Origin of the sequence: Mesorhizobium sp. WSM4898 (genome assembly GCF_029625845.1) — a bacterium.
GTDB lineage: Bacteria > Pseudomonadota > Alphaproteobacteria > Rhizobiales > Rhizobiaceae > Mesorhizobium.
Map to the genome: position 1 here is coordinate 19,287 of NZ_JARTVQ010000006.1, position 25,714 is coordinate 45,000.

At 63.2% G+C, this 25,714-nt stretch carries 19 protein-coding genes, 1 tRNA gene and 2 rRNA genes (1 of these 22 running past the window's edge); 4 read left to right on the plus strand and 18 right to left on the minus strand.

Annotated elements, in window-relative coordinates:
* Position 1: 1 nt before the first annotated feature.
* Positions 2 to 1,369 carry a glutamine synthetase family protein gene (locus P9228_RS23055; RefSeq protein ID WP_278055883.1) on the minus strand — a complete coding sequence of 456 codons (1,368 nt, stop codon included), beginning with the start codon at positions 1,367 to 1,369 and terminating at the stop codon, positions 2 to 4.
* A 499-nt stretch (positions 1,370 to 1,868) separates the two neighbouring features.
* On the opposite strand from P9228_RS23055, the gene P9228_RS23060 reads away from it, so the two are divergent.
* Complete coding sequence (locus P9228_RS23060; protein ID WP_278055884.1) at positions 1,869 to 2,309, plus strand: GFA family protein; 441 nt, start codon at positions 1,869 to 1,871, stop codon at positions 2,307 to 2,309.
* 19 nt (positions 2,310 to 2,328) lie between these two features.
* On the opposite strand, the gene P9228_RS23065 is transcribed toward P9228_RS23060, so the two are convergent.
* From P9228_RS23065 to P9228_RS23085, 5 genes are all read right to left on the minus strand, one after another.
* The gene (locus tag P9228_RS23065; protein WP_127325059.1) at positions 2,329 to 3,090 is read right to left on the minus strand and encodes a glucose 1-dehydrogenase; all 762 of its coding nucleotides are present in this window, start codon (positions 3,088 to 3,090) and stop codon (positions 2,329 to 2,331) included.
* An 11-nt stretch (positions 3,091 to 3,101) separates the two neighbouring features.
* Complete coding sequence (locus P9228_RS23070) at positions 3,102 to 3,914, minus strand: ABC transporter permease (protein ID WP_066990030.1); 813 nt, start codon at positions 3,912 to 3,914, stop codon at positions 3,102 to 3,104.
* Positions 3,914 to 4,777: an ABC transporter permease gene (locus P9228_RS23075; RefSeq protein WP_278055885.1), complete on the minus strand. Its 864-nt coding sequence runs from the start codon at positions 4,775 to 4,777 to the stop codon at positions 3,914 to 3,916. The genes P9228_RS23070 and P9228_RS23075 overlap by 1 nt, the downstream gene beginning before the upstream one ends.
* Before the next feature lie 74 nt (positions 4,778 to 4,851).
* Entirely contained in the window at positions 4,852 to 6,015 is a 1,164-nt protein-coding gene (locus tag P9228_RS23080; RefSeq protein WP_095800622.1) for a spermidine/putrescine ABC transporter substrate-binding protein, read from the minus strand.
* Positions 5,996 to 7,132, minus strand: coding sequence for an ABC transporter ATP-binding protein (locus tag P9228_RS23085; protein WP_067319026.1), 1,137 nt, complete (start codon positions 7,130 to 7,132; stop codon positions 5,996 to 5,998). Before P9228_RS23085 ends, P9228_RS23080 begins: the two co-directional genes overlap by 20 nt.
* Positions 7,133 to 7,250: 118 nt before the next feature.
* Between P9228_RS23085 and P9228_RS23090 the strand changes: the two genes are divergently transcribed.
* The 3 genes from P9228_RS23090 to P9228_RS23100 all read left to right on the plus strand — a co-directional run bounded on the left by P9228_RS23090 (position 7,251) and on the right by P9228_RS23100 (position 10,610).
* Entirely contained in the window at positions 7,251 to 8,060 is an 810-nt protein-coding gene (locus tag P9228_RS23090) for a helix-turn-helix transcriptional regulator (RefSeq protein WP_095783587.1), read from the plus strand.
* 206 nt (positions 8,061 to 8,266) lie between these two features.
* Positions 8,267 to 8,965 carry a GntR family transcriptional regulator gene (locus P9228_RS23095; RefSeq protein WP_095780087.1) on the plus strand — a complete coding sequence of 233 codons (699 nt, stop codon included), beginning with the start codon at positions 8,267 to 8,269 and terminating at the stop codon, positions 8,963 to 8,965.
* Between the two features lie 289 nt (positions 8,966 to 9,254).
* Entirely contained in the window at positions 9,255 to 10,610 is a 1,356-nt protein-coding gene (locus tag P9228_RS23100; protein ID WP_347404321.1) for a glutamine synthetase family protein, read from the plus strand.
* Positions 10,611 to 10,622: 12 nt separating this feature from the next.
* Here the strand turns inward: P9228_RS23100 and P9228_RS23105 are convergent, their stop codons facing one another.
* The 12 genes from P9228_RS23105 to P9228_RS23160 all read right to left on the minus strand — a co-directional run.
* On the minus strand, positions 10,623 to 11,612 hold the full coding sequence (locus P9228_RS23105) for an ABC transporter permease (protein WP_082953629.1): 990 nt from the start codon (positions 11,610 to 11,612) through the stop codon (positions 10,623 to 10,625).
* Positions 11,609 to 13,129, minus strand: a complete 1,521-nt coding sequence (locus tag P9228_RS23110; RefSeq protein WP_278055887.1) for a sugar ABC transporter ATP-binding protein — start codon at positions 13,127 to 13,129, stop codon at positions 11,609 to 11,611. The genes P9228_RS23105 and P9228_RS23110 overlap by 4 nt, the downstream gene beginning before the upstream one ends.
* Before the next feature lie 64 nt (positions 13,130 to 13,193).
* Entirely contained in the window at positions 13,194 to 14,186 is a 993-nt protein-coding gene (locus tag P9228_RS23115) for a substrate-binding domain-containing protein (RefSeq protein WP_278055888.1), read from the minus strand.
* Positions 14,187 to 14,271: 85 nt separating this feature from the next.
* A complete protein-coding gene (locus P9228_RS23120) occupies positions 14,272 to 15,048 on the minus strand; it encodes an SDR family oxidoreductase (protein ID WP_066990055.1) in 777 nt (258 codons plus the stop codon).
* A gap of 2 nt (positions 15,049 to 15,050) precedes the next feature.
* On the minus strand, positions 15,051 to 16,214 hold the full coding sequence (gene dgoD, locus P9228_RS23125; protein WP_245475357.1) for a galactonate dehydratase: 1,164 nt from the start codon (positions 16,212 to 16,214) through the stop codon (positions 15,051 to 15,053).
* 90 nt (positions 16,215 to 16,304) lie between these two features.
* Positions 16,305 to 17,048, minus strand: coding sequence for a FadR/GntR family transcriptional regulator (locus P9228_RS23130; RefSeq protein ID WP_082953630.1), 744 nt, complete (start codon positions 17,046 to 17,048; stop codon positions 16,305 to 16,307).
* A 169-nt stretch (positions 17,049 to 17,217) separates the two neighbouring features.
* Complete coding sequence (locus P9228_RS23135; protein ID WP_278055889.1) at positions 17,218 to 17,859, minus strand: ThuA domain-containing protein; 642 nt, start codon at positions 17,857 to 17,859, stop codon at positions 17,218 to 17,220.
* Positions 17,860 to 18,062: 203 nt separating this feature from the next.
* Positions 18,063 to 19,238, minus strand: a complete 1,176-nt coding sequence (locus P9228_RS23140; protein WP_278055891.1) for an acetate/propionate family kinase — start codon at positions 19,236 to 19,238, stop codon at positions 18,063 to 18,065.
* A gap of 59 nt (positions 19,239 to 19,297) precedes the next feature.
* Positions 19,298 to 21,679, minus strand: a complete 2,382-nt coding sequence (locus tag P9228_RS23145) for a phosphoketolase family protein (RefSeq protein WP_278055892.1) — start codon at positions 21,677 to 21,679, stop codon at positions 19,298 to 19,300.
* Positions 21,680 to 22,195: 516 nt separating this feature from the next.
* Positions 22,196 to 22,272 (minus strand) — tRNA-Met (locus P9228_RS23150).
* A gap of 210 nt (positions 22,273 to 22,482) precedes the next feature.
* Positions 22,483 to 22,597 (minus strand): 5S ribosomal RNA (gene rrf, locus P9228_RS23155).
* Between the two features lie 224 nt (positions 22,598 to 22,821).
* A 23S ribosomal RNA gene (locus P9228_RS23160) occupies positions 22,822 to 25,714 on the minus strand (it continues 36 nt past the right edge of the window).

The following is a 25,714-nucleotide window of genomic DNA, read 5'->3' on the forward strand; positions in this document are numbered from 1 at the left end:
GTCACACCTTGAGCAGCAGATGGTCGCGTTCCCACGACGTCACCACGGTCTGGAACAGGTCGAGCTCTACGCTTTTCACGCGCAGATAGGTTTGGAAGAAATCCTCCCCGAGCAGCACCCGCACCGGCTCGCAGGCGGCGAAACGGTCGAGCGCTTCCTCCATGGTCTTGGGCAGCGTGCTCTGGCTGCGATAGGCGTTGCCGAAGGCCTCCGGCGAGCGGGCCAGCTTCTCCTCGACGCCGAGATATCCGGCGATGAGCGAGCCGGCCATGGCGAGGTAGGGATTGGCGTCGGCGCCGGGCAGCCGGTTCTCCACCCGCCGCGCGGCGCGCCCGCCCATTGGCACACGCAAGCCGCAGGAGCGGTTATCATGCGACCATTCAATATTGGCGGGCGCGCTGTGGCCCGGCCGGATGCGGCGATACGAGTTCACGTTCGGTGCAAACAGCGGCATGATTTCAGGCACGTATTTCTGCAGGCCCCCGATGAAGTGCGCGAACATTTCTGTGTCCTCGCCGTCTTTGCCGGCAAACAGGGGCTCGCCGCGCTCGTCGACGATGGACATGTGAAGATGCATCGAGCTGCCGGCCTGCGTCGCGATCGGCTTCGCCATGAAGGTGGCGTGCATACCGCTCGCCTGCGCCGCCTGCCTGGCCATGCGCTTGAACAACAGCACCTTGTCGGCCAACGCCAGCGGGTCGCCATGGAGGAAGTTGATCTCGATCTGCGCCGTGCCGGATTCGTGGATCAGCGTGTCGAGGGGCAGGCCGGCGGCCGCGGCGTTGTCATAAAGGTGACGCGTCACCGCTTCGAACTCCTCCAGCGCCTGCATGTCGTAGGGATGCTGCACGCTTTCGGGCCGTCCGTTGCGCCCGACTGGCGCGGTCAGCGGCCGATCCGGATCGGGATTTGGCGCCGTGAGGTAGAATTCGAGCTCCGGCGCCATCACGGCGTGCCAGCCGCGCCGGCGGTAAAGATCGAGTACGGCCCTCAGCACATGGCGCGGCGAAGCCATCCACGGCCGTCCGTCCATGTGAAACGTATCGGCAAAGACATAGGCCTTGCCGGCCCCGGGCGCGGGGCTCAGCGTCGACAGGTCGGGCACCATGCGCATGTCGGGGTCCTGATAGGCGAACCCTTCATCGATGGAGCCGGAATAGCGGCCGTCGATCGCGACCAGGAAAGCGCTGCTCGGCAGGTAAAGCGCAAGGTCCTCGAGTGACTTCAGGAACTTGGCCGCCGGCAAGGCCTTGCCGCGCAGCACACCGTTGACATCGGGCACGAGGCACTCGACCTCGCTTATTCCATGCTTAGTCAGCCAGCTTTGCGGATCGGTGCTGGGAAATGAGGAATTCAGTTTGTCAGGCATCGATCATGTCCGTACGAAGGAGAAATCGCTTCGGCGGGCACGTCCGTTTCGGTTTGAGCGCTGAGTAAGCTACGTGATCTGAACGACGGACGCCCGCCTGATGGCCGGCCAACAGGCCGGATCGAGCGCTCCGCATACCCCCTCGGTCCAGCCGTCGCGAACCACGTGGGAACCGACCTTGGTCTCCTCCGCGCGTTGCAGATTCTCGTGTCGGCAACAGCGCATGACTAGTGATGCCCCGCCGAAAGACGGTTTATTGCAACCGAAATTGAAAACAGCCGAGAGCCGGAGCGTCTTTTTGCCATTTGCACGGCAAACCTCTTCAAGGAACCTGGCCTATGGTTTGACCGATCGTTGCTTCCGGCGCAAGCCCACCCGCTGGGACCGCTCCGCGCGTTGCACGACCAAAGGAACTCGCTGCCGGTTTTGATGTTCCCACTGAGCACGCCACCGGCGCACAGCGCGCCCGACGGAATTCAGCACGATCAGGAGCGATGGGATGGAAAGCAGGATCGAAACGGGGGCATGTTTTTGCGGGGCGATCGCGGCCGAGATGCAGGGCGATCCGTTCTGGATCTGCTTCGACCATGATGACGACTGCCGCCGGGCGATCGGAAGCCCGCTGACCATCTGGATCGGTTACCGGCTGGACCAGTTCCGCTTGACCCGCGGCCAGCCCAGGGAATTCTCGAAGACCCGAGGCATCGTCCGCAGCTTCTGCGAGAAATGCGGCACCTCGATCGCCTATCGCGACGAGGGACTGAACGACGAGCTTTATGTCACCATCGGCTTCTTCGACCATCCGGAGCGGTTTCGGCCACAAGCCCACGCCTATTGGCGGCTGCGTCTGCCCTGCCTGGAATTTTCCGACGATCTGCCGCGTATCGACACCTACTCGCGACGCCGCGATCCGGCATTCGGAAATCCCGTCGACCGGTAGATCGCTCGCCAAGCGCGCCTCAGCCGATGCTTTCGCCGCCGTCGACGACCAGCGCCTGGCCGGTCATGAAGGACGAGCGGTCGGAGACCAGGAACAGGATTGCTTCGGCGATTTCCTCCGCGCTCGCCCAGCGCCCCATCGGGATCTTGGTCCGGACATAGTTTTCGATCGCGTTGCGTCCGCCCATCTGGGTGATGAACGGCTCGTTGAACGGCGTGTCGACCCAGCCCGGACAGAGCGCGTTGATGCGCACATTGTGCTTGGCGTAGTCGAGCGACATCTGCCTGGTCATCGCCACCACCGCATGTTTGGACGTGGCATAGGCGATCATCTCGCGATCGTAGAAGACGCCGGAATTGGACGCAGTGTTGAGGATGACGCCGCCGCCCTGCGCGATCATCGCCGGCATGACGGTCTTCGCCGCGAGGAACTGCGCCCGCACATTGATCCGCCACGACGCGTCCATGCCGTCGGTGCTGACTTCCGTCAGCGTGCCGCCGACCTGGATGCCGGCATGGCTGTGCAGGATATCGATCCGGCCGTGCTTGCCGAGCGTTCCCGCTATGAGGTCCTCGACCGCCGTGTCGTTGGCGACATCGGTCGCGACCGCTTCGGCGCGGCCGCGGGCTGCGCGGATAGCGGCCGCCGTGGCCTCGCCTGCCGCCGGATCCCGGTCGGCGATCACCACGACAGCCCCTTCCCGCGCCATGATCATGGCGCCGGCGCGCCCGATGCCCGACCCGGCGCCCGTCACCACGGCGATGCGATCTTTCAAAATCATGGATCTGTCTTTCAAGGCGATGGTTTTCGTCGGCCGAGCTGCCATTGCGCGAGCAGGACGAGCAGCACCGAGGCGGCGAGCACGATCGTCGCGATGGCGTTGATCTCCGGCGTCACCCCGCGTCGGATCGAGGCAAAGACATAGATCGGCAAGGTCGTCTGCGCGCCGGCGACGAAGAAGGCGATGATGAAGTCGTCGAAGGAGAAGGTGAAGGCGAGCAGGAAGCCGGCAATCACAGCCGGCATGATCTGCGGCAGCACGATCGAGCGGAACGTCGTCAGCGGTGTTGCATAGAGATCGCTCGAGGCCTCGACCAGGTTACGGTCAAGGCTGCTGAGCCGCGTGCCGACGATCATCGTCACCAGCGCCATCGAGAACAGGCCGTGCGCGGCGATAATCGAGCCGTAGCCGAGCGCCAGGCGCGGCGGCTGGTCGGTCGGCCAAACCGAAGCGAGGAACGGATTGACGACGGCGAAGAGCTGCACCAGCGCTACCAGCGTCGAAATGCCGATGACCACGCCCGGCACGACGATCGCGGCACCCAGCAATGCGTCGAACACGCCCCTTGTCCGCGCGCCGACACGCTGCAGCCCGAGCGCCGCGGCCGTGCCGCAGAAGGCCGCGAGCAGCGCGCTGGTGGTGGCGATGAACAGGCTGTTCTTCAGCGCCTCGACCAGGAACGGGTTCGACAGCGCCTTGCCGTACCATTGCTCGGAGAAGCCGGTGAACTCGCTGGCGTGGTGGCCGGCATTGAAGGAGAACAGCACGACCAACGCGATCGGCAGATAGAGGAAGGCAAAGACGGCAACGACGAAGGCGCGCATCAGATCAGGTCCACGCGGCGGGCGCCCGAAAGCCGGGTCGAGAGGCGGTTGGCGATGATCAGCACCACGACCGAGACCAGCACCAGCGTGATGGCAATCGCCGATCCGAACGGCCAGTTGCGTGACTGCAGGAAGAGGTCGACCAAGGCGTTGCCGATGAAGAACACCTTGCCGCCGCCAAGCAGCGTCGGGATCAGATACTCGCCGAGCAGCAGGATCATCACCAGCGAGAAGCCGGTCATCACGCCCGGCAGCGACAGCCGGAGCGTGACGCCGAGGAAGGTCGATAGCGGCGTGGCACCCAGATCGGCGGACGCCTCGAGCAGCCGCCGGTCGAGCCGCTCGAGGCTGACATAAATCGGCAGGATCATCAGCGGCAGATAGCCATAGACGATGCCGAGCAGCACCGCGCCAGGCGTGTTGATCAGCCTGAGATCCTCGATGCCTATATAGGCGAGCAGGGCGGGAATGCCGCGCCCGCCAAGGATGTACATCCAGGCATAGGTGCGCATCAGAAGGCTGGTCCAGAACGGGATGACGATCAGCGCGAGCAGGATCAGCCGCCAGCGCTGCGGCGCGCGCAGCGCCAGGTAGTAGGCGACGGGATAGGCGACGAGGAGGCAGGCCAGCGCGCCGACCGGCGCCAGCACCATCGTGTTCCAGAAGGCGGTCGCCCGTGCCGGCAGGTTGGCATATTGAGCGCCGGTGAACGCTGCCTGGTAGCCGCCCTCGGGCGCCCGCTCACCGACGCTGAAGATGGCGATGGCGACGAACGGCAAGACCAGGAACACGACGAGCCACAGTGTCGCCGGAGCGAGCAGTAGGGCGGTCAGGAGATTTTTGCGAAGGAGACTGCCGCGCATTGAAAAAGCCGCTTCGGCGCCGACGGGCCTCTGCCCGCCGGCGGTAAGAACTTGACCGGAGTTGGTGCCCTGATTCACGCGGCCTTGAAGCGCGCCATCAGCTCGGCGCGGCCCGGATCGGTGAGCGTCGCGGCGGCGCCGAACTCGAGCGGCTTCAGAAGTTCGGCGGCCGGATAGAGGATCGGGTTCTCGAGCACCTCCTTCGGCAGCAGCGCATTGACCCGCGCGTCGGTCGAAGGCGCGCCATTGGCCAGATGCTCCTTGACGGCGACCTTCGGGTTCATCAGGTAGTTGAGCAGCGCATAGCCGGCCGGCTTGTTCGGCGCGTCCTTCGGGATGGCGTAGAAGTCGGTCCAGATCTCGCCGCCCTCCTTGCCGAGCACATAGGCGATCTCAGGAATATCGCGATGAAGCTGCGCGCCGTCATTGGTCCAGCACATCGTCATCCAGGCGTCGCCCGAGCGCATCGACGGCTGATAGTCGCTCGACACCGCGAAGAGATGCGGCTTGACTTTGAGCAGCAGTTCCTCGGCCTTGGCGAGCTCGTCCTGCTTCAGCGAGTTGAACGAGTAGCCGTGATATTTCAGCGCATTGCCGATCGTGGTCAGCTGGTAGTCATGCACCATGGTGCGGCCGTCGCCTTCCGCCATGGCCGTGTCCCAGAATTCCTTCCAGCTCGACATCGGCTTGGCGAGCTTCTTGGTGTTGACGGCAAAGCCGGTCGTGCCCCAGTTCTTCGGCACGGCGTAGATCGTGCCGTCGATCGTGCCTTCCGCGGTGAAGCGGGCATCTTCCTTGCTGCCGTCGAAATTGCCGAGCTTGGCCATGTCCAGCGGCTCGATGATGCCGAGCTTCTTATAGGTCGAGATGGTGTAGTTGGTCGGCACGAACAGGCTCCAGCCCGAGCCGCCGGCCTGCAGCTTGGCCAGCATCTCTTCGTTCGAACCGAAGACGTTGACCTCGACGGCCACGCCCGTCTCGGCCTTGAAGTTCTCGAAGGTCTGCGGGTCGTGATAGTTCGGCCAGGTGGCGATAGACATGCGGTCGCCGAGGTTCTCGGCAGCAAAGGCCGGTGTCGGCCTGATGCCGAGCTCGCGCGCCATCACCGCGGTCGCGACACCGAGGCCGGTGAGGCCGAGGAAGTCGCGCCGGCTGATCGAGCCGCGCTTCAGGCGCATCAATTGGTCGACGAATTTTTCGGGGCTTATCGGCAGTCCGTCACGATAGGATTTTGACATGTTGGTCTTCCCTCTGGTTGGTCCCGTTGTTCTTAGGTTGCGGAAACGCCAGCGGCGCTCCGGCGGCGAAGCCGATGGCGACGGGTTCGCCCGGCTTGAAAAGGTTGCCCCGGCCAGTCACGTGATCGGCCTTGGTAAGCAATGATCCAATGCCCTGCACTTCGATCGCGTATTCCGCGGTCGAGCCAAGAAAGATGCGGTTACGGACAATGCCCTTGAGGCCGCCGCCTCCCGGCGCCGAGAGGCTGAGCGATTCCGGCCGAAGGCTGACGGATACGGCCTCGCCCCGGCTGAGCGGTACCCGCTTGCGCGCCGAAATCACCGTGCCGTCGGCGAGCGCCACGTCGACGAGGTCGCCGGAGAGCCCGGCCACCTTGCCGCTGAGCAGATTCGTCTTGCCGACGAAATCGGCGACGAACAGATCGGCCGGCTCGTCATAGATCTCGCTCGGCTGGCCGATTTGCACCACGCGGCCGCCATTCATGACGCACACGAAGTCGCTCATCGACAGCGCCTCCTCCTGGTCGTGGGTGACCAGAACGAAGGTGATGCCGATTTCGCGCTGCAGGTTCTGCAGCTCGATCTGCATGTCTGTGCGCAACTTCTTGTCGAGCGCCGCCAGCGGCTCGTCGAGCAGCAGCACCGCAGGCTTGTTGACCAGCGCCCGGGCGAGCGCGACGCGCTGCTGCTGGCCGCCGGAAAGCTCGTGAATCTTGCGGCGTCCGTAGCCCGCAAGCTGCACCATGGCCAACGCCTCGCCTGCCTTCAGGCTGATCTCGCGCGATGACAGACGCGGCCTTGCCTGGCGCAGTCCGTAGGAGATGTTCTCCTCGACATCGAGATGCGGAAACAGCGCGTACTGCTGGAACACCATGTTGACCGGACGCCGGTAAGGCGGCGTTCCGGCCATGTCGCGGCCGCGGATCAGCACCTGCCCGTCGCTCGGCTGCTCGAAGCCGCCGATCATACGCAGGCATGTCGTCTTGCCGCAGCCGGATGGTCCGAGCAGGGCGACGAAGGCCGCGGGCGGGATGGCAAGGTCGATGCCGCTGACCGCCGTGACGGCGCCGTAGCGCTTGGTGACCGCGCGAAACTCGATATCGGGCACTGCAGTCAAGCCACGGCTCCAGCGACAGCGTGAGGCAATCTTTGCAAAGCTAGCAGAGCCAATGGCGCCTAGTATATACCTCGCGGGTGGTATATTTAATTGATTTTAGCATTTCGAGGGGTATGAATTGAGCGCCTCCCGCAGCGACGACTACAACGCGCTCGGCGCCGTGATTGCCGCGGCGCGCGAGACCGGCGATCATTTCGGCAAGGCGATCGTCGGCTGGCTGCGCGGGCATGTCCGCTTCGATCACTGCGTCGTCTTCGGCTATCGGGGTGCTGCGCGGCCGCCGCTTCTGTTCGAGACCTTCTCGCCGGCCGAAAGCCACATCTTCGTCGCGCTCTATCAGGAAGGGCCCTATCTGCTCGACCCCTTCCATCACGCCGCGGTCGAGCGCAGGGAAGGCTTCTGGCGCATGCGCGAGTTGGCGCCGGACCGCTTCTATGCCAGCGAGTACTACCGCTCGTACTACAGCCAGACCCGGCTCGCCGAGGAGGTCGGCTTCTTCGTTCCGCTGGCCGGCAAGGATGCGCTAGTGCTGTCGCTGATGCGGCTGCGCGCCTCGGGGCCGTTCGGAACAGCCGACGCCAGGCTGTTGCGCGACATGGCTCCCGCGGTGGTCGGCTTCTGCCGACAGCGCTGGCCAGCCTTGCCTGCCGAAGAGACCACGGTTGCGCCGCCGGGCGAAGCTGCGGCGGTGACCAATGAGCTGGATCGCGCCCACATCTGGAAGAGCCTGTCGCTGACCTCGCGCGAGAAACAGGTCGTCGACCTGGTGCTCCAGGGTCACTCGACGGAATCGATCGCCAGGGCACTCAGGATCGTCCCAGGGACCGTGAAGGTCCATCGCCGCAACATCTATCGCAAGCTCAAGATCAGGTCGCAGGCCGGCCTCTTCGCGCGCTTCGTCGAGATCATCGACGCGCGCATCGGATAGTGCGTCTCCAGCTAACTGGAACCGCTCCACGGCGCGCATGCCCAGGGGCGCCGTTCGGGTCAGGCAGGGAAGGCCGCCCCTGCCTCACTTGCGGCGCCGCGCGTTAACCGTCTATCGTGCGATCGAGGGCCGCCGGCCAAGTGTCGTGGTTGGCAGACAGAGCGGCTAAACCAGATTTCAGGGACGGACGAAGTAGCGCATAGCCAATGGCCGACAAAACACAATTCGGACTGACTGCCCTCGACACAGTACCGCTGCATGAGAAAGTCTATCTGGAACTGGTGCGGGCGCTGATGTCGGGTCAGCTCCAGCCCGGCCAGAAGCTGACCTCGCGCAAGCTCGCCAAGGAGCTCGGCACCAGCGACATGCCGGTGCGCAGCGCCTTCATGCGGCTGCAGGCGCTCAGGGCGCTGAGCCCGATGCCGAACGGCAGCGTCGAGGTGCCGATGATTTCGGCCGACCGTTTCCAGCAGCTCACCGACGTGCGCATGGTCTTGGAAGGCACGGCCACCGAGCTCGCCACCAGCCTCATCAACGGCAACAATCTGCGCGCCATCCGCCGACATTGCACAGAGCTCACCCAGGCCGCCCGCAGCGGCGACATCGACGATTACCTGCGCAAGAATCACGACTTCAAGTTCTCGATCTACCGCCACTGCGGCAACGAGCAGATGATCTTCCTGATCGAGACCGTGTGGATGCAGGTGGGCCCCTTTCTCCGCAACCTGCGCATCGGCTTCGAGGACGACCTCGCCGGCATTCTCGGCATCGACTATCATGAAGAGGTCGTGGCGGCGATCGAGGTCCAGGACGGCGAACGAGCCCGCGCGGCCATCGTGCGCGACATCGACGAGGGCGCGACGCACATTCTCAAACAGATCAAGTTTCCTGAATTGCGGCACTAATGCCTCAACGTAGATCGAGGGATTGCCCTCGGCCATCACGATACCGGCAGCCAGCTCACCGTTGACCGCGCAAATGCCCCCTTGGCTTTCCCCTAGCGGCCAGCTATGTTGCGATCGCAGATCGCAGCTATGGACCCAAAATGCCGCCCGATATCCCAGCTAGTGAATTGAAAAAATGAAGGAACATCGCCTGGAACCATCCGTGGCGACCTTCATAAACTCACAAGCTGTAGAATGGATATCGTAGCCGGAACGGCTGCAGCACCTCCGAAAGAACAGGGGCTGGAAATTGGGCGATGCAATTGCGGACGTTTTGAACTGGCTTCAAAGCAGAAGCGACATCCAGAGCCTGCGGGCCGCGGTGTGCGACCTGAACGGCATCATGCGCGGCAAGCGCATCCCGGTCGAGCAGGCGCGCAAGGCGCTCGAAGGCAAGCTGCGCATGCCTTATTCGCTGATCGGGCTCGACATCTGGGGAGAGGACATCGAAGGCAACGCCCAGGTTTTCTCGACCGGTGACGCCGACGGGCTTTGCCATTGGACCGGACGCGGCATCCTGCCCGTCAACTGGACGGCGTATCCGACGGCGCTTTTGCCCCTGTGGCTCGCCGACGAGGCCGGCGCACCCTATCTCGGCGATCCGCGCCGCGCGCTCGCCCGCATCCTCGACCGCTACGCAGCGCTTGGTCTGACGCCGGTTACCGCGACCGAGCTTGAATTCTATCTCGTCGATCCGACATCGCAGCGTCCGGTCGGTCCTGTCTCGCCGGTCACCGGCCGGCGTCTCGATTCCGATGCGGCGCTTTCGATCGACGAAATCGACGATTTCGAAGGCTTCATCCACGACATCTACGAAGCCTGCCGCATGCAGGGCATTCCGGTCGATACGGCGATCGCCGAGAACGGCGTCGGCCAGTTCGAGATCAACCTCAACCACGTTCCGGATGCCTTGCGCGCCGCGGACGACGCCGTGCTTTTCAAGCGCACGGTCAAGGGCATCGCGCGCAAGCACGGCTTTGCCGCCTGCTTCATGGCCAAGCCCTATGGCGAGCGCGCCGGCAACGGTTTCCATGTTCATTTCAGCGTGCTCGACAAGGACGGCCGCAACATCTTCGACGACGGCAGCGACCAGGGCTCCGACACCATGCGCCACGCCGTCGGCGGCCTGCTCGCGGCCATGGCCGAAAGCACGCTGGTGTTCGCGCCGCATTTCAATTCTTATCGCCGGCTGCGGCCACGGTCCTATGCGCCGACGGCTGTCGCCTGGGGCTACGAAAACCGCATGGTGGCGATCCGCATTCCAGGCGGCCCGTCTGCCGCGCGCCGCATCGAGCATCGCGTTTCCGGGGCCGACGCCAATCCCTATCTGGTGCTGGCGGCGATCCTGGGTGCCGCGCTGATGGGCATCGAGCGGCAGCTGTCGCCTGGCGAGCCGACCGGCGGCGAGGGACAGGGCCTCACGCTTGCCAAGCTGCCGCCTGACTGGGCCTCGGCGATCGCCGCCTTCGAGACCGGCAAGCGCGTCGCCGAAATCTTCCCGGCCGTGCTGCGCGACGCTTTCATCGCCTGCAAACGCCAGGAGTTGAACACCTTCGCGCTCAATGTCAGCGACTTCGAGATCGAGACCTATCTCGAAAGCGTCTAACCCCGCGCGGGGCTATTCTCCCGACCGGGCCCGCTGGCGCTCTTGCACGATGACGGCCAGGATCAGCAGCGCGCCCTTGGCGAGCAGCTGGTAGAAGGTCGGCACGGAGGTCAGGATCATGCCGTTGTTGAGGACGCCGATGATCAGCACCCCTAACATGGCGCCGATGATCGTGCCCTTGCCGCCCTGCAGCGCGCAGCCGCCGAGGATCGCGGCGGTGATAGCCTCGAGCTCCAGCCCCTGGCTGCCGGAGGCGGGCTGTCCGGACATGGTGCGGCTGGCGAGCACCAGACCCGCCACCGCCGCGGCGAAGCCGCTCATCGCATAAATCGAGATCTGGTAGCGGCGGATCGGGATGCCGGCGAGCCGCGCCACCGTCGGATTGCCGCCGAGCGCGTAGATGTTGCGGCCGACGACCGTCTCACGGGTGAAAACGATGAAAGCCGCCATCGCCGCGATCAGCAGCCAGATGGCGAAGGGCAGCCCGAACAGCGTGCCGATGCCCAGCGCGCGCAGGCTGTCGCCGGTGATCGGTATGGAATTGCCGTTGTTCATCAGATAGGCGAGGCCGCGGAAGGCCGACATCGTGCCAAGCGTCGCGATCACCGCATTGACCGGCCCGTAGACGATGATCAGCCCGTTGACTGCGCCTGCCAGCAATCCGGCGAGCAGGCCGGCGAGGATGCCGGCGGGGATCGAGCCGGTTTCCTGGGCGGCGACGGCCAGCACCATCGTGCTCAGGCCGACGATCGACCCGACCGAGATGTCGAGCCCGCCCGATACGATGACGACGGTCTGCGCCATTGCCAGGATGCCGAGAATGGTGACCGCGAGGCCTATGTTGATCAGGTTGCGCGGCGTGAAGAAGACGTCCGGCCTCAACACGCCAAAGATCGCCAGCAGCACGACCAGAGCGATCAGCAGGCTGATGTTTTGCGCGCCGATGCGGCCAAACAGGCTGGCCGGCGCGCGCTCGCGTCCGGCGGTCGCGGTATCGGTCACGACACCCTCCTTTCGATTGCTTTCTTGTCCGAGCGCATGGCCAGTGCCAGCACCGCCTCCTCGCTCGCCTCTTGCCACGGCAGCTCGCCACTAATGCGGCCGCTCTGCATGACCAGGACGCGGTCGGCAAGGCCGAGCAGCTCTGGCATCTCCGAGGAGATGAGCAGGATGGCGAGGCCCTGGTCGGCCAGGCTTTCGATGAGCCTGTAGATCTCCGCCTTGGCGCCGACATCGATGCCGCGCGTCGGCTCGTCGAGGATCAGGACCGCCGGCCCCCGTGCCTGCCAGCGCGCGAAGACAACTTTCTGCTGGTTGCCGCCGGACAATTTCCCGACGGCCTGCTCGATCGACGGCGTCTTGACCCGGAGCTCGGCGACATGGCGGGCGACCAGCGCGCGCTCGCGCCTGCGGCTGAAGAAGCCGTAGCGCGACACCTTGTCGGGTACCACGAGGCTGACATTGTCGCGCACCGCCTGCATCAAAAGCAGGGCCTCCTGCTTGCGGTCCTCCGGCACCAGTCCGATTCCGGCGGCAACCGCATCCGCCGGCTCGCGCGGCCTGTAAGGCCGGCCGCCGACGGCCATCCGCCCGGAGAGCAGTGGATCGAGGCCGACGACGGCGCGCGCGACTTCCGTCCGTCCCGCGCCGACCAATCCGCCCAGGCCGACGATCTCGCCTGCCCTGACCTCGAAGCTGATCCCGTCGACGCGGCGTGTCGTGACGTCTTCGAGCGCCAGCCGGACCGGCCCGAGCGCACGCACTTTTCGGTTGAACAGGTCGCTTACCGGCCTGCCGACCATCAGCCGCACCATGCGCTGCTCGTCGAGCGCCGCGATTGGTTCGTCGGCGACGCGGCTGCCGTCGCGCATCACCACGCACCGATCGGCAAGCTCGATGATCTCGCGCAGCCGGTGCGAGATGTAGATCACCGCGACACCATCGGCCTTCAGGCGCCGGATGACGCGGAACAGCCGTTGCGCCTCGTCCTCCGTCAAAGACGAGGTCGGCTCGTCGAAGGCAAGCAGCCGCGCGCCCGGCCGCAGCGCGCGCATGATTTCGATCAGCTGCCTCAGCGCCGGGCTCAGGCCATGGCAGCGCTGCCCGGGCGAAAGCACGTCGACCACGCCAAAGGTGCGCAATAGGTCGAGACTGCGCCTTTCGAGATCAGCGCGGTCGAGAAAAATTGCGCCCCGCGCCTTGATGTCGCCGATGAAGATGTTTTCCGCCACCGTAAGCTCCGGGATGATCTCCGGCTCCTGGTGGATGACGCGGATGCCCGAGCCGTGTGCGGCGCGCGGCGAGCTGAGCTGCACCGGCTCCCCGTCGACCAGGACCCGGCCACTATCCGGCCGATGCTCGCCCTCCAGCACGCGCATCAGCGTCGACTTGCCGGCGCCGTTCTCGCCGATCAGCGCGGTGATCTCGCCGACGTTGAAAGCGACCGACACGTCGCGCAGCGCCTGCACGGCGCCGAAGCGCTTGCTGACGCCTTCGACGGCAACGACGGGCACGGTCATGGGCGGGAGACTCCCTTTGAAGCCGCCCGCCCAAAGGCCATCCGCCCCGAGCCCGAAAGGGAGCCTAGGACTTGCAACCGAGAGTGTCCTTGAACTTGGCGAAGTTCTCGCCGCTGATCAGCGTGGCGTCCTGGAAATAGTCCTTCTGCATCTCCTTACCGGTAGCTTGGTCGTAGAGCGCCTGGATAGCGGCGGCGCCGTGCTTGGCGCTGTCCAGCCACATCGTGCCGCGGAAGCCCGTCGGCTTGCCGGAACCGAAGGCCTCGCAGGAGCGGGAACCGTCGATGCCGATGCCGATGACGTTCTCCGGCCTCATGCCGGCATTCTCCGTGGCGCGCACGCCGCCGAGCACGCCGTCGTCATTGCAGGAGTAGAAGATCCACTTCTCGGCGTCCGGATTGGCCGTCAGCGTCGTCGACACGACATCGATCGAGTTAACCATCGTGTTGTCATAGGGAATCGAGACGATGCGCGACTTGATCTCCGGGATTGCCGCGACCAGCGCTTCCTCCGCGCCCTTGTTGCGGCGCATGCAGGTGTCGGCCTTCTGGTCCTCGATCGAGCCCACGCGCACCTTGGAGAGGTCCTTGTCCCAGCCTTCGGCCTTGACGATGCGGGCAATCTCGCCGCCGACCTGCTTGCCGATGTTGAGCGCGTTCATGCCGACATAGGCGACCGGCGTGCCGTCGGCGAAGGCGATGTCGTCGTCGACAGCAATCAGGCCGATCTTGGCGGCCTTTGCTTTGTCGGCGACGACCGGGCCGAGCGAGCGGTCCGGCACCACCACGGCGATGCCCTTGACGCCGTCGCCGACATAGGTGTCGAAGGTGGTGACGGCGAGGTTGGCGTCGAACTGAACGTCCTGGACAAGCAGGTCGACGCCGAGCTCGGCGGCCTTGTCCTTGGCACCCTTCACCTCGCGGACGAACCAGGGATGGTCGCCCATCTTGTTGATATAGCCGAACTTCATCTTGTCCTGCGCGCCGGCGCCATGGACCGTCAGCGCGACGGCTGCGGTCGCGGCCACAGCAAGCCACATCCTGATCATGCGTTTCATGGTTTCCTCCTCCATATCGATCCCGGCCGGCGGGAGTCTTTTTTGCTTGAAGACGTTTCCGGCGACCGGCCGCCGGTGCGAAACCTCATTCGTGGTAGAGAACCGAGCGCCCGCCATCGATGACGATGCAGGCCGCGTTGATGAACGGGGCCTCGTCGGAGCCGAGGAAGACGGCAGTCATCGCCACCTCCTCCGGCCGCCCGATGCGGCGCGGCGGGTGCAGGTCGTAGGTGCGCTGGCGCTCCGCCTGCGGATCAGGAAAGGTGTTCCAGTAGTCGACCGCGATCTGCGTCTCGATGTAGCCGGGTGCGATCGCGTTCACGCGAACACCCTCGGCCGCGTATTGAACGCCGAGCGATCGTACCAGGCCGAGCAGTCCGTGCTTGGCAACCGGATAGGGAAAGGTCGAGGGGATGATCGCGAAAGAATGGCACGAAGCGATCGCCACGATCGAACCCTGCGTCTGAGCCCGCATCGCCGGCAGCACGGCGCGCGCCGAATACCACACCCCGTCGAGATCGACGGCAAAGCAGCGCCGCCATTCCTCTTCCGTGGTTTCCAGCGGCTCGTGGAAAACGTTGATGCCGGCATTGGCGACCAGCACGTCGATGCGGCCGAAGGTGGCAAGCGCTTGCTCGGCCATCGCTTTGCAGGATGCGATATCGGCGACGTCGGTCTCCACGAACAGCGCCCGAGCGCCGGCTTCGACCAGCGACGCGGCAACGCTCTTTCCGCTGAGCGCATCCTTTTCGGCCACCACGATGGCCGCACCCTCGGCGGCCATCGCGCGCGCCGTCGCCTCGCCGATGCCGCGCCCGGCGCCGGTGACAATCACCACCTTGTCCTTCAGTCGCCCGGCCATGGTCACCAGTCCACGATGGTGCCGTCGGCAAGGACGGCATTGGTGGTGTGCATGACCTCCGGCCTGTAGGGATGCCGGTCGGCGACCGCTTCGTCGACCTCGACGCCGAGCCCGGGCGCATCCGGCACCTGCCAGCAGCCGTCGATCATGCGGATCGGCCCCTTCACCACCTCGAAATACCAGGGCACGGCACCGACCATCTCTTCCTGGATCAGGTGGTTGGGCGTGGAGACCGCGAAATGCAGCGCCGCAGCGCCGGCGATCGGACCGAGCGGATTGTGCGGCGCCACACCGACCGAGACCGCCTCGGCCATGGCGGCGATTTTCTTCGCCTCGAGCAGGCCGCCGCAGTGGCAGATGTCCGGCTGCACGATGTCGACCGCCCTTGCCCGGAAAAGGTCGTCGAATTCGGGACGATCGATCAGCCGCTCGCCGGTGGCGATCGGCACGCGCGATTTGGCGACGAGCTGCGCCAGCGCGCCGGTCTCGCCCGGCGGCAGCGGCTCTTCGACGAACATCGGTCGGTAGGGCGCAAGCGCGTCGATGTAGGCGAGCGCGGTGGAGGCTGAGGCGGGACGGCCGTGGAAATCGACCATGATCTCGACTTCGGGACCGACTATCTTGCGCAGCGCTTCCATTAGGCGGCCGACCTTGTCGACCTCGACGAGCGGCGCATGATAGTGGCTGTAGGGGATGAAGACGGCCTTCAGCGCGCGATAGCCCGTGGCAACCACTTCGGAGGCGCGCCGCACCAACGGCTCGGTCTCCAACGTTTCGTAGACGGCGCGCATGTCGCCGAGGCCGAGATGCGTGTAGACCTTGACCCGGTCGCGCACCTTGCCGCCGAGCAAGCGCCAGACCGGCTGATCGAGCCATTTGCCAAAAATGTCCCAGAGCGCCAGCTCGATGCCGGAAACCGCCGACATGCCGATGACGCCGAGCCGCCAGAACGAGTGCTTTTTGAGGATGCGCACCGCCTGCTCGATGTCGCGCGGGTCGCGGCCGACCAGAAGCGGCGCGAGGTCATTGACGGCGCCGACGACGGCTTGGGTCTTCCATTCCAGCGTCGCCTCGCCCCAACCGTAGAGGCCCGGCTGGTCGGTCTCGACACGCACGAACACCCAGTTGCGCATATCCGCGTTCACGACGCGCGTGGTGATGGCCACGATCCTCAAGCGCAACTCCTCCCATGACGCTAATTAGATCATATGAAATTGAAATATCATATGATAAAAAATGGCGTCAAGCCGGAAACGTCACCCTCTGGCGTGAAGATCGTCGGCGGCGATGTCAAGCAGCCTGTTCATGGCGCCGCGGGCGCCGGCGGTATCGCGGACGCGGATCGCCTCCAGCACCGCGACATGCGCCGACAGCGCGCGCGATTGCGCCTCCATCAACGGATTGGTGACCAGGAAGGTGGCGCGCAGGGCAGCTTCCAGCATGCCGACCAGCCCCTTGAGCACGACATTATGGCTGGCGGCGATGACGCCCTTGTGGAAGGCAAGGTCCGCCTGGCAGACTGCGTTGAGGTCGCCCGGGATATTGTCGCGCATGCCGACGACCGCGCGTTCGATTTCGGCGAGATCGGCGGCGCTGGCGCGCCTTGCCGCAAGCTCGGCCGCCGCCGGCTCGAAGATGCGGCGCGCCTCGAGCAGGCCGGAAACCAGCTCCTCGTCATCCTGGATGGAAGGGTGCCAGCCGAGCACCACCGGGTCGAGCAGGCGCCAGCTGTCGCGCGGCAGCACGCGCACGCCCGCCCGCCGCCTGGCCTCGACAAGACCTTTCGCCGACAGCACCTTGACCGCTTCCCGAACCGAGGTGCGGCTGACGCCCAGCATGGCGCAGAGCTCCTCCTCGCGCGGCAAGGCTGCACCGGGAGCATAGTCGCCGCCCAGGATGCGGCTGCCCAGCACGCTGACGACGGCGTTGTGCACGCTTGCGCCGCCCTGGTCGACCGAAGGCATCCACCCGGTTGCGTCCGAAGGAACGATATTTTCCACGCAATCCTCTCCCGATAGAGCAAGTTGCTGCCGGCAGTTGTATGAAAGCTTACGTCTTATGTAAATCACTCATGCATATGATCTGTCATGATCATAGGAGCGGGTCGGTGATGCTTTCGGTTCGGGAAATCCGGCCGCCACTGGCGTCAGCCCGCACCGACGGGCGCGCTCAGCGCGCCGCCCACACAAGTCCGCGGCGCAGGATGGTGCGCATCTGCGGCACCTCGAATTCCTTGGCCACGTGGCCGAGCGACGAATAGAACACCCGCCCTTTGCCGTGCCGGCGCCTCCAAACCACGGGCATGACAACGCCGGCGATCCACGGCGCGTGCTCGCCCGAGAAGGTGGTGGTCGCCAGCACGTCGTTCGATGGATCGACATGCATGTAATATTGCTCGGAGCGGTATTGGAAATCGTCGATGCCTGCCACGATCGGGTCGTCGCGCCGCACGATATTCACACGATAGTTGATGATGTTGCCGGGATGGGCGACCCACTGGCCGCCGCACATGAACTGGTAGTCCGTCGATTCGCGAAACGCGTCGCCCATGCCGCCGTGATAGCCGCCGAGGCCGACGCCGTTTTCGACCGCTTTGGTGAGGTTCGCCTCTTCGGCCTTGGCGAGCTTGGACATGGTGTAGATCGGCACGATCAGGCTGAGGTCGGCGATCGCCGGGTCGGCGAACACCGCGGTCGTATTTTCCAAGCGCACGGCAAAGCGTTCCTCCTCAAGCATCGCTTTGAGGAGGCGCGCCCCGGCTTCGGGTTCATGCCCTTCCCAGCCGCCCCATACGATCAGTGCCTGCCGCATCTTCCGCTCCTTATGCATTTGGCCGCGCGGCCGGATATAGGGCAGCGAGGCGCCGGGCTGACCATCGCCGAGTCGAGCTTGAAGGGAAAGTGACGCGAACGAAAACGGCCGCGCGACGCCCGATCGCCCGACGCTCGTCCTGGTTCAGCGGAAGCTCTGCGCCAAGTTACCGAGCTAATCCCTGCGATCCTGCCGCGGGCAGATCAGACCGTTTCGAGGGCGAGGAGCTGCGTGGCCACGGCACGTTCCTCGTCGGCCGGAATGACAAGAACATCGACGCTGGACTCTCGCGCGCTGACCAGCGCTTCGCCGCTGCGATTTAAACCATGGTCGACCACGACACCAAGCCAGGCAGCAGCCTCGCAGATCTCTTGCCGGATCTGCCATGCATTTTCGCCGATGCCGGCGGTGAACACGAGCGTGTCGAGGCCTCCAAGCGCGGCCGCGAGCGATCCGATCTCACGTCCGGCGCGATAGACGAAGAGCGCGACGGCACGCGCCGCCGCCGGGTCTTTCGACCCAAGCAGCGCCTGCATGTCTCCGGAAATGCCGGATACGCCCAGCAGGCCGGACTGCTCGTAGAGCAATTCGGTCACTCGGTCGGCCGACAGCTTGCGCTCCTGCAGAAGGTGCAGGATCACGCCAGGATCGATGGCGCCGCAACGGGTGCTCATGACGAGGCCGTCAAGCGTCGAAAAACCCATGGTCGCGGCGAGGCTTACTCCTGCCTTCATCGCACACAGGCTCGCGCCGCTGCCGAGATGGGCGGCAATCGTTCGGCCACCGGCAGCGTCGCCGTAGCGCTCGCGGAGCTTCGCTGCGATGTGCCTGTAGGAGAGCCCGTGGAAGCCGTAGGAGACGAGGCCCTGTTCCGACATCTCTCGCGGCAAGCCATAGAGCCTGGCAAGCTCCGGCCGCGCCGTGTGAAAGGCCGTATCGAAGCAGCCGACCTGCTTGGCTTCGGGCAAAAGCCGACCGGCCAGTTGGACGATCTCCAGGTTGATCGCCTGATGGATGGGTGCGAGCGGCTCAAGCCTATGCAGCGCGTCGAGCGTGCGCTCGTCGAGCAAGGTCGCTTGGGTAAGTTCTTGCCCGCCATGGACGATGCGGTGCCCGACCGTGCCGATCCGGCGCAAAAGAGCGTGATCCTCGAGATAGGAAACTATGGCCTCGAACGCCTTTGCTATCCCGATCGGTTCGTCCCCCAGGCTCCTGTCGATTTCGCGTGACAATTCTGAGGGCGCGACATGCAATCGTGGATGATGTCCGATCGACGACACGCTGCCGCGCACCAGCAGGTGAAGCTCGTCTTGCTGCTGAAACACGGCGAACTTCAGGCTTGAGGAGCCGCCGTTGAGGACGAGAATGGCATCGGTCATGGTCGGCCGGTCCCGGCCAATCGTGCGCTCGTCCATTTGGCCTGGCGCTTCGGCATCGACTACTGCTCCCATTTCCAGCCGAGGACCTCGGGCATGTCCTGCCCATGCTCGCGGATATAGGCCCGGTGCTCGATCAGCTTGCCTTCCATCGCCTGCTTCAGCCGGATATGCGCGCCGGCCGGCTCGGGAATGCGGTCGAGCACGCCCAAGACGAGATGATAGCGGTCGAGGCCATTGAGCACGGTCATGTCGAAGGGCGTCGTCGTCGTCCCTTCCTCATTGTAGCCGCGCACGTGGATGTTGTCGTGGTTGGTCCGCCGGTAAGTCAGGCGATGGATGGTCCATGGATAGCCGTGATACGCGAAGATGACTGGCTTATCGGCCGTGAAAAACGCGTCGAATCCACGATCCGACAGGCCGTGCGGGTGGTGTTCCTTGGGCTGCAAAGTCATCAGGTCGACTATGTTGACCACCCGCACCTTGAGGCCGGGAACGTGGCGTTTCAGAATTTGGACCGCGGCCAGCGTCTCAAGCGTCGGCACGTCGCCGGCGCAGGCCATCACCACATCCGGCTCTGCCCCGCTGTCGATCGACGCCCACTCCCATATGCCGATACCGGCCTTGCAGTGGACTTTCGCCTCGGTGATCGACAGCCACTGCCAGGAATTGGCTTTGCCGGCGACGATCACATTGATGCGGTTCCATGTCCGAAGCACATGATCCGTCACGCAAAGCAGGCTGTTGGCATCCGCCGGCAGATAGACGCGCACGATGTCCGCCTTCTTGTTCAAGGCGACATCGATGAAGCCCGGATCCTGATGGCTGAAGCCATTGTGCTCCTGCTGCCAGACATGGCTCGACAACAAATAGTTCAAGGACGCAATCGGCCGCCGCCACGGCAGCTTGCCGCAGGCATCCAGCCATTTCGCATGCTGGTTGAACATGGAATCGACAATGTGCGTGAAGGCCTCGTAGCAGGAGAACAGGCCGTGCCGGCCGGTAAGCAGATAGCCTTCCAGCCAGCCCTGACAGGTATGCTCGGACAGGATTTCCAGAACCCTGCCTTCGCGGCCGAGATGCACATCTTCGGGCAGAATCTTTTCCATCCAGGCGCGCTCGGTCACCTCGAAGACGTCCTGCAGCCGGTTCGAAGCCGTCTCGTCGGGACCGACAATGCGGAAGTTTTTGGCGCTTTGGTTCAATGCCATGACGTCGCGCAGGAAACCGCCCATTACACGGGTCGACTCTGCTTTCACGCCGCCGGGCTGCTGGACAGATACGGCATGCTCTTGTAGGCTTGGCAGTTGGAGGGAGCGGCGCAGCAGGCCGCCATTGGCATGCGGATTGGCGCTCATGCGTCTGCCGCCTTGCGGGGCAGTGGCGCGGATCATGGCCACTGGCGCGCCCTCGGCATCGAAAAGCTCTTCGGGCCGATAACTTCTCAGCCACTCCTCGAGCATCTTCAGATGCGCAGGGTTTTCGGCGAGACCGGAGAGCGGAACCTGATGCGCGCGCCAGAATCCTTCGGTCTTCAGCCCGTCGACCTCCTTGGGGCCTGTCCAGCCCTTCGGGCTTCTAAGGATGATCATCGGCCATTTCGGCCGGCCGTCGGCAGTCTCTCCGCCGCTGCGCGCCGCCTGCTGAATTGCCTGGATGCGGTCCAGCGCATCGTCGAGTACGACGGCCATCCGCTCATGCATCAGGGGCGGATCGTCACCCTCGACGAACAGCGGTTCGTAGCCATAGCCGACGAATAGCGCCCGCAATTGTTCGTCAGAGATGCGGGCGAGAATGGTGGGACTGGCGATCTTATAGCCGTTGAGATGGAGGATCGGCAGCACCGCGCCGTCCTGCGCCGGGTTGAGGAACTTGTTGCAGTGCCAGGATGTGGCGAGCGGGCCGGTTTCCGCCTCGCCGTCGCCGACGACGCAGGCGACGATAAGATCCGGGTTGTCGAAGGCCGCGCCAAAGGCATGCGAAAGCGCGTAGCCGAGCTCGCCGCCTTCATGGATCGACCCGGGCACATCGGGAGCGGCATGGCTCGGGATGCCTCCCGGAAAGGAAAACTGCCGGAAGAGCGTCCTCATTCCGGCCTCTTCGAGGGAAATATCCGGATTGATCTCGCTATAAGTGCCTTCGAGATAGCTGTTTGCAACCATGGCCGGTCCGCCATGGCCGGGGCCGCAGATGTAAATGACGTTGACATCGCGAAGTCTGATCGCGCGGTTGAGATGCGCGTATATGAAGCTGAGGCCCGGCGAGGTTCCCCAATGCCCAAGCAGCCTGGGCTTGACGTGCGCCAGCCGAAGCGGCTCGCGAAGCAGCGGATTGTCGAGCAGATAAATCTGCCCGACGGTCAGGTAGTTGGCGGCACGCCAGTAGGCATCGATGTCGTGCAGCTCCTGTGCGGACAAGCGATTGGTGCTGGGATGCGTGGTCATTTCCGACTCCTTCGCTGTTCCAAACTCACCCGGCTGAGACACAACGCATGGACGTCGCCGCCGGTTCATGACCGGTCGGCGCCGCGAGCGGGCCCCATTGCGACATGCCGCGTTATAGCCGCCAAGGCCAGCGCCGTTTCGGCCGCTTTGGTGAGGTTGGCCTCTTCAGCTTTGCAAGCTTTGCACCATCAGGCCGACTTCGGCACCCGCCGGCTCCACGAAGGCCCCGGTGGTGCTTTCCACGCGCACGGCGAAGCTCTCCTCCTCGAGCATCGTTCCGACGACGCACGCCCGGGCGACCATCGCAGCAAAAAGTCGAGTCGAGCTTGAGGGCAATGTAGGGCCGCAAACGCAAACGGCCTGCGTTGGCGGGCCGCGGATTGGTGTGGGGGACAGGATTTGGCTTGTCTGCCGGCGCTGCGTCGGTTCGCTGCTTGCGGGCCTGATGACCGCTCACATCAGCCGGCCAGTATGGCCAGATACAAAAACGCCCGCACGAGGCGGGCGTTTTTGGATTGGTTGCGGGGACAGGATTTGAACCTGTGACCTTCAGGTTATGAGCCTGACGAGCTACCGGGCTGCTCCACCCCGCGTCACCATAGAGGTAAGTTTGCGCTTACCGTATTCAAGGGACCGCCCAATGAAAGGGCCGCTTGCGCGGCCCGGGATCCCGTTTGGCGGGCCTCATGCATGTCGCTCAAAAGTGTTAGCGGTTTTGAGGCAACGACATGCATCACAACAATCGCAAGGAGAAGATTTGTCTGCATCCGGATCCGGATGTGAGATGAACGTGCGCTTGGCGGACCTGGCAGCGACCTACTCTCCCGCGTCTTGAGACGAAGTACCATCAGCGCTGGAGCGTTTCACGGCCGAGTTCGGAATGGGATCGGGTGCAGCCGCTCCGCCATAACCACCAGGTCGGCGAAACGCACGTTCAAATCGAGAAGCTGTTCAAGCGCGATCCAAAGGATCGTCGTTTTGTGCCAAGGCGACGTCTGCGTTTTGCCTACGGGCGAAGCCCGCAAGCGCGACTGCGCGTCGCCGGTCGTCCGGCGCCCTCGCGGAGCATAGGCCCGTAAGGGCCGCTCATGCGTGAGCGCTGGCAGACCTCCGACTTTGTCGGATGGATATTAGGAATGAGAACGATCAAGCCGATCGAACTATTAGTACCGGTAAGCTTCAAGCGTTGCCGCTCTTCCACACCCGGCCTATCAACGTGGTCGTCTTCCACGGTTCTCAGGGAATACTCGTTTCAAGGTGGGTTTCCCGCTTAGATGCCTTCAGCGGTTATCCCGTCCGGATATAGCTACCCTGCAATGCGGCTGGCGCCACAACAGGTCCACCAGAGATCCGTCCATCCCGGTCCTCTCGTACTAGGGACAGATCCTTTCAATATTCCTACACCCACGGCAGATAGGGACCGAACTGTCTCACGACGTTCTGAACCCAACTCACGTACCGCTTTAAATGGCGAACAGCCATACCCTTGGGACCTGCTCCAGCCCCAGGATGCGATGAGTCGACATCGAGGTGCCAAACAACCCCGTCGATATGGACTCTTGGGGGTCATCAGCCTGTTATCCCCGGCGTACCTTTTATCCGTTGAGCGATGGCCCTTCCACACGGGACCACCGGATCACTATGACCGACTTTCGTCTCTGCTCGACTTGTCAGTCTCGCAGTCAGGCAGGCTTATGCCATTGCACTCAGCGAACGATTTCCGACCGTTCTGAGCCCACCATCGCGCGCCTCCGTTACTCTTTAGGAGGCGACCGCCCCAGTCAAACTACCCACCATACATTGTCCCGGACCCGGATAACGGGCCGCGGTTAGACATCCATAGTGATAAGGGTGGTATTTCAAGGGTGGCTCCACCTGAGCTGGCGCCCAGGCTTCAAAGCCTACCACCTATCCTACACATGCCACTACGAATGCCAATGTAAAGCTATAGTAAAGGTGCACGGGGTCTTTCCGTCTAACCGCAGGAACCCCGCATCTTCACGGGGAATTCAATTTCACTGAGTCTATGCTGGAGACAGCGGGGAAGTCGTTACGCCATTCGTGCAGGTCGGAACTTACCCGACAAGGAATTTCGCTACCTTAGGACCGTTATAGTTACGGCCGCCGTTTACTGGGGCTTCGATTCAGAGCTTGCACCCCTCCTCTTAACCTTCCAGCACCGGGCAGGCGTCAGACCCTATACGTCGTCTTGCGACTTCGCAGAGCCCTGTGTTTTTGATAAACAGTCGCTACCCCCTGGTCTGTGCCACCCTCCTCTGCTTGCGCAAAAAAGGGTCACGCTTCTTCCGAAGTTACGCGTGCAATTTGCCGAGTTCCTTCAGCATAGTTCTCTCAAGCGCCTTGGTATACTCTACCAGACCACCAGTGTCGGTTTCGGGTACGGTCTATAAGGAGGAGCTATTTCCTGGAACCACTCCGCTGCCCTTTCAATCCGATAAGATTGGACAACTTGTGTGATCCGTCACTACCTCCAGGCTCACGAATATTAACGTGATTCCCATCGACTACGCGTTTCCGCCTCGTCTTAGGGGCCGGCTAACCCTGCTCAGATTAACTTTAAGCAGGAACCCTTGGTCTTTCGGCGGGGGAGTCTCTCACTCCCCTTACGTTACTCATGTCAGCATTCGCACTTCTGATACCTCCACCGCCCCTCACGGGTACGGCTTCACTGGCTTACAGAACGCTCCGCTACCGCTCGTGATTGCTCACGAACCCTAAGCTTCGGTGTATGGCTTTAGCCCCGTTACATTTTCGGCGCAAAGACCCTTATTTAGACCAGTGAGCTGTTACGCTTTCTTTAAATGATGGCTGCTTCTAAGCCAACATCCTGGTTGTTTTGGGATCCTCACATCCTTTCCCACTTAGCCATAACTTGGGGACCTTAGCTGTAGGTCAGGGTTGTTTCCCTTTTCACGACGGACGTTAGCACCCGCCGTGTGTCTGCCGACTAGTACTCCCAGGTATTCGGAGTTTGGTTAGGTTTGGTAATCCGGTGAGGACCCCTAGCCCATCCAGTGCTCTACCCCCTGGGGTATTCGGTCGACGCTCTACCTAAATAGATTTCGCGGAGAACCAGCTATTTCCGAGTTTGATTGGCCTTTCACCCCTAGCCACAAGTCATCCCGAACTATTGCAACAGTTATGGGTTCGGCCCTCCAGTAAGTGTTACCTTACCTTCAGCCTGCTCATGGCTAGATCACTCGGTTTCGGGTCTAATGCGACGAACTGAACGCCCTGTTCAGACTCGCTTTCGCTGCGCCTACACCTATCGGTTTAAGCTTGCTCGTCACACTAAGTCGCTGACCCATTATACAAAAGGTACGTGGTCACCCGCCCATCAAAGCGCTTGCGCTCTTGATGGCAAAATCAAAAGTTCTTCAAATCGTCAAGCGATTTGAAGGACGGGCTCCCACTGTTTGTAGGCAATCGGTTTCAGGTACTCTTTCACTCCCCTTGTCGGGGTGCTTTTCACCTTTCCCTCACGGTACTAGTTCGCTATCGGTCATGCACGAGTACTTAGGCTTGGAAGGTGGTCCTCCCAATTTCAGACAGGATTTCACGTGTCCCGCCTTACTCAAGGACGATTGATCGCATTACGCGTACGGGGCTGTCACCCGCTATGGCCCAACTTTCCAGAAGGTTCCGCTTGTCTCTCAATCGCCGCTGGCCTGGTCCGGGTTCGCTCGCCACTACTTCCGGAGTCTCGGTTGATGTCCTTTCCTACGGGTACTTAGATGTTTCAGTTCCCCGCGTTCGCCACTTTATCCCTATGTATTCAGGATAAGTTACCTATTATCGATACTTGGAAACCACAGCAGCAAAAACAGCGCGATCCCAAAGAGATCGTCGCCCCACGCTCAATCCTTTTGGGATTGCCGCGTCAGTTGCCCTGCTGCTCTGATTTTCCAAGTACCTTAGGTGGGTTTCCCCATTCGGAGATCTACGGATCAAAGGGTATTCGCACCTCCCCGTAGCTTATCGCAGCGTATCACGTCCTTCATCGCCTGTGCATGC

Coding starts and splice junctions, on each gene's coding strand:
- P9228_RS23055 (WP_278055883.1), bottom strand. CDS start 1,369: ATGCCTGACAAACTGAATTCCTCATTTCCCAGCACCGATCCGCAAAGC.
- P9228_RS23115 (WP_278055888.1), bottom strand. CDS start 14,186: ATGAAACGCATGATCAGGATGTGGCTTGCTGTGGCCGCGACCGCAGCC.
- P9228_RS23140 (WP_278055891.1), bottom strand. CDS start 19,238: ATGACCGATGCCATTCTCGTCCTCAACGGCGGCTCCTCAAGCCTGAAG.
- P9228_RS23135 (WP_278055889.1), bottom strand. CDS start 17,859: ATGCGGCAGGCACTGATCGTATGGGGCGGCTGGGAAGGGCATGAACCC.
- P9228_RS23080 (WP_095800622.1), bottom strand. CDS start 6,015: ATGTCAAAATCCTATCGTGACGGACTGCCGATAAGCCCCGAAAAATTC.
- P9228_RS23060 (WP_278055884.1), top strand. CDS start 1,869: ATGGAAAGCAGGATCGAAACGGGGGCATGTTTTTGCGGGGCGATCGCG.
- P9228_RS23095 (WP_095780087.1), top strand. CDS start 8,267: ATGGCCGACAAAACACAATTCGGACTGACTGCCCTCGACACAGTACCG.
- P9228_RS23075 (WP_278055885.1), bottom strand. CDS start 4,777: ATGCGCGGCAGTCTCCTTCGCAAAAATCTCCTGACCGCCCTACTGCTC.
- P9228_RS23070 (WP_066990030.1), bottom strand. CDS start 3,914: ATGCGCGCCTTCGTCGTTGCCGTCTTTGCCTTCCTCTATCTGCCGATC.
- P9228_RS23120 (WP_066990055.1), bottom strand. CDS start 15,048: ATGGCCGGGCGACTGAAGGACAAGGTGGTGATTGTCACCGGCGCCGGG.
- P9228_RS23065 (WP_127325059.1), bottom strand. CDS start 3,090: ATGATTTTGAAAGATCGCATCGCCGTGGTGACGGGCGCCGGGTCGGGC.
- P9228_RS23110 (WP_278055887.1), bottom strand. CDS start 13,129: ATGACCGTGCCCGTCGTTGCCGTCGAAGGCGTCAGCAAGCGCTTCGGC.
- P9228_RS23145 (WP_278055892.1), bottom strand. CDS start 21,679: ATGACCACGCATCCCAGCACCAATCGCTTGTCCGCACAGGAGCTGCAC.